Annotated in this window: 5 protein-coding genes and 1 pseudogene; 4 read left to right on the top strand and 2 right to left on the bottom strand. The window is 68.6% G+C overall.

Going from position 1 to position 5,212, the window contains the following annotated elements; genetic code table 11:
• Together pgi and AC1DQP_RS16095 are read left to right on the top strand one after the other, a co-directional pair.
• The coding region (pgi, locus tag AC1DQP_RS16100; RefSeq protein WP_478051998.1) for a glucose-6-phosphate isomerase at positions 1–1,189 on the top strand (1,189 nt) is incomplete at its 5' end.
• 58 nt (positions 1,190–1,247) lie between these two features.
• Positions 1,248–1,691 (top strand): XVIPCD domain-containing protein, encoded by a 444-nt coding sequence (locus tag AC1DQP_RS16095; RefSeq protein ID WP_256774084.1) that lies wholly within the window; start codon positions 1,248–1,250, stop codon positions 1,689–1,691.
• 67 nt (positions 1,692–1,758) lie between these two features.
• On the opposite strand, the gene AC1DQP_RS16090 is transcribed toward AC1DQP_RS16095, so the two are convergent.
• Positions 1,759–2,328, bottom strand: coding sequence for a response regulator transcription factor (locus tag AC1DQP_RS16090; protein ID WP_256774083.1), 570 nt, complete (start codon positions 2,326–2,328; stop codon positions 1,759–1,761).
• Positions 2,325–3,551: an ATP-binding protein gene (locus AC1DQP_RS16085; RefSeq protein ID WP_256774082.1), complete on the bottom strand. Its 1,227-nt coding sequence runs from the start codon at positions 3,549–3,551 to the stop codon at positions 2,325–2,327. Before AC1DQP_RS16085 ends, AC1DQP_RS16090 begins: the two co-directional genes overlap by 4 nt.
• Positions 3,552–3,710: 159 nt before the next feature.
• Here AC1DQP_RS16085 and ispG point away from each other — a divergent pair, with 159 nt between their 5' ends.
• The gene (gene ispG / locus AC1DQP_RS16080; protein ID WP_256774081.1) at positions 3,711–4,976 is read left to right on the top strand and encodes a flavodoxin-dependent (E)-4-hydroxy-3-methylbut-2-enyl-diphosphate synthase; all 1,266 of its coding nucleotides are present in this window, start codon (positions 3,711–3,713) and stop codon (positions 4,974–4,976) included.
• A pseudogene (locus tag AC1DQP_RS16075) lies at positions 4,957–5,212 on the top strand (phosphatase PAP2 family protein); the annotation flags it as partial. The gene ispG and the pseudogene AC1DQP_RS16075, both read left to right, overlap by 20 nt.

Genomic DNA, 5,212 nt, shown 5'->3' with positions numbered 1-5,212 from the left:
CGCCACGGCCGCCCAGGTACGCGCGCAGATGGGCGAGCTGATCGCCGCGCTGGAAAACACCAACGTCACCGACGTCGTCAGCGTCGGCATCGGCGGTTCGGACCTGGGTCCGCGCCTGGTCGCCGATGCGCTGCGGCCGGTCACCGGCGCGCGCTTCCGCGTGCACTTCGTGTCCAACGTCGACGGCGCGGCCATGCAGCGCACGTTGGCCACGCTGGATCCGGCGACCACCGCCGGCATCCTGATCTCCAAAACCTTCGGCACCCAGGAAACCCTGCTCAACGGGCAGATCCTGCACGATTGGCTGGGGGGCAGCGAGCGCCTGTACGCGGTGAGCGCCAACCCGGAGCGTGCCGCGAAGGCTTTCTCGATTTCCGCCGGCCGCGTGCTGCCGATGTGGGACTGGGTGGGCGGGCGTTATTCGCTGTGGTCGGCGGTCGGGTTCCCGATCGCGCTGGCGATCGGCTTCGAGCGCTTCGAACAGCTGCTGGCCGGTGCCGCGCAGATGGACGACCACGCGCTGACCGCGCCGCTGGCGCAGAACCTGCCGGTGCTGCATGCGCTGACCGACATCTGGAACCGCAACCTGCTCGGCCATGCCACCCATGCGGTGATGACCTACGACCAGCGCCTGGCGCTGCTGCCGGCCTACCTCCAACAGCTGGTGATGGAGAGCCTGGGCAAGCGCGTGCAGCTCGATGGCAGCCCGGTCGCCAGCGACACCGTGCCGGTGTGGTGGGGCGGGGCGGGCACCGACGTGCAGCACAGCTTCTTCCAGGCGCTGCACCAGGGCACCAGCGTGATCCCGGCCGATTTCATCGGCTGCGTGCACAACGATGACCCCTATGTGGTCAACCACCAGGCACTGCTGGCCAACCTGCTGGCGCAGACCGAAGCGCTGGCCAACGGCCAGGGCAGCGACGATCCGCACCGCGAGTATCCCGGTGGCCGGCCGAGCACGCTGATCCTGCTCGACGCGCTCACCCCGCAGTCGCTGGGCGCGCTCATCGCCATGTACGAGCATGCCGTGTTCGTGCAGTCGCTGATCTGGAACATCAACGCCTTCGACCAGTTTGGGGTGGAGCTGGGCAAGCAGCTGGCCAGCCAGCTGTTGCCGGCGCTGCAGGGCCAGGCGCATGCGATCACCGATCCGGTGACGCTGGAAGTGCTGGGTCGGCTGAAGGCCTGAGTCTCTCGCCGGTGTCGGCCACGGGTCGGTGCCGGCCCACCATCAGACAGGAGTCGCAATGCACCAGGACACCCCCGCACCTCGCCCCACGCCCGACCAGGCCGGGCACCCCGACCACGCGATGTACCAGCAGATCCGCGACGGCGTGGCCGCCATCGACGCCCAACATGGGCGCAGTTTCGATGACACCAGCGAGCGCCTCACCGCCAGCCTGTTGCCGCTGGCCAAGGAAAACGGCCTGAGCCGGGTCGATCACGTGGTGCTCAGCCAGCAGGGCACTGAAGCCAAGCCGGGCGAGTACGTGTTCGTGGTGCAGGGCGCGTTGGACAATCCGGCCCACCTGCGGGCGCACACGGCGACCGCCGACGCGGTGCAGACGCCGGTGGACGCCTCGTTCCAGCGGGTGCAGGCCGCCGATGCGCAGTCGGTTGCGCGCGAACGCAGCAATGACGAACAGCTACGCCAGCAGAACCCGCAGCACGCCCCGCACACGCAGGGCTGATTCCCACGCGGTAGCGCCACGCCAGGCGTGGCTGCCTTGTTCCGCGAGGCTCGCGCGATAGGGGGCTTTACGGCCGCTCCGGACTCGGTCGCTTGGCCAGCTTGCGCTGCAGCGACCGCCGATGCATGCCGAGCAGGCGCGCGGCGGCCGATACATTGCCGCCGGTCTCATGCATCGCCTGCTGGATGTGTTCCCACTGCAGGCGGCTGATCGGGGTCATCGCATCCGGTGGCTCCATGTCGCCGTCGTCGGCCGGGCCATCGTCTTCTTCGCCCAGCGCACGCAGGATCATCGGGACCGTAGCCGGCTTGGGCAGGTAATCGTCCGCGCCGAGCTTGATCGCCTCCACTGCGGTGGCGATGCTGGCGTAGCCGGTGACCAGCAGGATCCGCATGTCCTCGCGCAACGCGCGCAGCGGCTGGATCAGCGACAAGCCCGACTCGGCGCCGAGCTTCAGGTCGATCAGCGCATACGCCGGCGGGTTCTGTCGGGCGAGCATCAACGCCGAGGCGGTATCGCTGGCGGTGACCGTTTCCAGGCCCTTGCGGGCCAGGCTGCGCTGCAGGGTGCGCAGGTAGAGTTCGTCGTCGTCGACCAGCAGGCCATGGCTGGCGGCGGGCAGGGCGGGGAAGGTCATGCGGAAGTCTCCGGAGGCGTCAAAGGCAGGCGGAAGCCGACGCGGGTGCCGGCACCGTTGGCCGGCCGCATCCACAGTTCGCCGTCCAGGCGTTCGATGGTGGCGTGGGACAGGGCCAGGCCCACGCCCATGCCCTGGGCCTTGCCGCTGTTGAACAGGGTGCCGGGCAACACCGCCTGGCGGGCGTCGAAGCCGTGGCCGTAGTCGCGCACTTCGCCGATGAGGTCATCGCCCTCGATACGCACTGTCAGGTCCACCTGTGGGCGCTCGGCCTTCTCGCCGGCGTCGGCCGCGTTGTTGAGCAGCACCATCAACAGGTGGCCGATGCCCGGGTCCAGCGGCAGTTTCAGCGGGGCGTCGTCGTTGCGCTTGAGGGTGATGGTCGGGCGTACCAGCCGCCATTGCTCCAGCACCTGCGGCAGGGTTACGTGGTCGCGGCCGGGCGCGTCGCCGGCGGCGGGCCGGGCCAGCGCCAGCACCCGTTCGCGGCACTGCACCAGCAGCTCGCGCAGCGTGTCCACGTCGTCGCGCACTTCGCTGCTGTTGGTCTGGTCGGCGATGTCGTCGGCCAGCAGGGTCATCGTCGCCAGCGGGGTGTTCAGTTCGTGCGCCACCGAGGCGGCGTGGGTGGCCAGGGCGACGATGCCTTCATTGCGCACGAAGCGCTCGCGCAACATCGCCAGTTCGTGTTCGCGCTGGCGCAGCGCCATCGCCAGCCGGGTGGCGAACACCAGCACCACCGTGGCCGAGAGCAGGAAATTGCAGACCACGCCCCACTGGTGCATCTGCATTGCAGTGAACCAGCCGGCGGGCAAGGGCAGGCCGAAGATGCCGCTGACCGCGTAGCCGAGCAGGCAGCTGGCGGCCACGGCCAGGGTCCAGCGCAGCGGCAGTGCGAGCGCGGCCAGGGCGATCAGGATCAGGAACAGCGAACCGAACGGATTGGCGATGCCGCCGCTCCAGCCGACCATCCAGGTCAGCACGGTCACATCGACCAGGATGTGGCAGAAGGCGGTCACTGGCGCGGTATCGGCGCTCTCCACCCGCAGCTGCGCGTACAGGTTGAACAGCGCCAGCGCGGCCACGCCCGCCCACAACGGGCGCTGCGGCAGTTCCAGCCCGAGCACCCAGGTGGCCACCAGGATGGTCGCGGCCTGGCCGGCCACGGCCAGCCAGCGCAGGCTGCACAAGGTGCGGAGGAAGGGGGCGTCGGTACCGGTCATCACCGCACATCCTATGCGCTCGCCGCGCCGCCTGCCTGCGACAATCGGCCGCATCGGCGCTGGCGGTCCCGTAGTCGGCCAACATGCGCGCCAACCACAAGATGAGTGCCAACCAACGGTTGGCACCTACGGTCACGTTTGGCGCGCTAAAATAGCCTGATGCATGACGCCGTCACCCAACCGACCCAACCGTCCGACACGACCGTGTGGGCCCGCCGCCAGACCCAGGCCGTCCGTATCGGCGGTGTGGTCGTAGGCGGAGGCCAGCCCGTGGTGGTGCAGTCGATGACCAACACCGACACCGCCGATGTGGCCGCCAGCGTTAAGCAGGTCGCCGAACTGTGGCGGGCCGGCTCGGAGATGGTGCGCCTGACCGTCAACAATCCCGAGTCGGCCGCAGCGATCCCGCGCATCGTGGAGAAGCTGCGGATGATGGGCATCGAGGTGCCCCTGATCGGCGATTTCCATTACAACGGCCACCAGCTGCTGACCCAGGAGCCGGCCTGCGCCGAAGCCCTGGCCAAGTACCGGATCAATCCGGGCAACGTGGGGTTTGGCAAGAAGAAGGACACCCAGTTCGCGCAGCTGATCGAATTTGCGATCCGCTACGACAAGCCGGTGCGCATCGGGGCCAACTGGGGCTCGCTGGACCAGTCGCTGGCCGCCCGCCTGATGGACGAGAACAGCCAGCGCGCGCAACCGTGGGATGCCGGCCGGGTGCTGCGCGAAGCGCTGATCCGTTCGGCGCTGGATTCGGCCCATACCGCCGTCGAGCTGGGCCTGCCGCGCGATCGCATCGTGCTGTCGGCCAAGGTCAGTGGCGTGCAGGAACTGATCGCGGTGTACCGCGATTTGGCCCAGCGCTCGGACTTTGCCCTGCACCTGGGCCTGACCGAGGCCGGGATCGGCAGCAAGGGCATCGTCGCCTCGTCGGCGGCGCTGGCGGTGCTGCTGCAGGAAGGCATCGGCGACACCATCCGCATTTCGCTGACGCCCGAACCGGGCCAGTCGCGTACCGCCGAGGTGATCGTTGCGCAGGAACTGCTGCAGACCACCGGCCAGCGTGCCTTCACCCCGCTGGTCACGGCCTGCCCGGGCTGTGGGCGGACCACCTCCGAGTTCTTCCAGGAACTGGCCAAGGTGGTACAGAACCACGTGCGCGGGAAGATGCCGGAATGGAAGGTGAGCCACCCCGGGGCGGAAAACATGACGCTGGCGGTGATGGGCTGCATCGTCAACGGGCCGGGCGAATCGCGGCATGCCAACATCGGCATCTCGCTGCCCGGTACCGGCGAAACGCCGGCTGCGCCGGTGTTCGTGGATGGCGAGAAGACGGTGACGCTGCGCGGTGACAACATCGCCCAGGAATTCGTGGCGCTGATCGACGATTATGTCGAACGCAAGTATGTCCGAAGCGTCGGATAAGCCAACGGTGCTGGCCGCCCCCGAGGCGGCCGCCGGTTTCCGCCATTGGATGGCCCACAACGCCTGGCGTTTCGTGCTGCTGTTCGCCGGAGTGCTGCTGCCGCTGGCCGGCTTCGTCGCGCTCGCCGACGAAGTGCATGAGCTGGAGTCGTTCTATTTCGACGCGCCCTTGCTATGGAAGCTGCACGGCCTGCATTCGCCGGGGCTGGACCAGTTCTTCGTGCTGCTCTCCAAGC

The sequence above is a fragment of the Stenotrophomonas sp. P5_A8 genome (genome assembly GCF_056400545.1).
This window is presented reverse-complemented; position numbering and strand designations above follow the sequence as displayed.

What these genes read in the sequence shown, in the direction of transcription:
- AC1DQP_RS16095 (WP_256774084.1), top strand. Translation starts at nt 1,248, where the DNA reads ATGCACCAGGACACCCCCGCACCTCGCCCCACGCCCGACCAGGCCGGG.
- AC1DQP_RS16090 (WP_256774083.1), bottom strand. Translation starts at nt 2,328, where the DNA reads ATGACCTTCCCCGCCCTGCCCGCCGCCAGCCATGGCCTGCTGGTCGAC.
- AC1DQP_RS16085 (WP_256774082.1), bottom strand. Translation starts at nt 3,551, where the DNA reads ATGACCGGTACCGACGCCCCCTTCCTCCGCACCTTGTGCAGCCTGCGC.
- ispG (WP_256774081.1), top strand. Translation starts at nt 3,711, where the DNA reads ATGCATGACGCCGTCACCCAACCGACCCAACCGTCCGACACGACCGTG.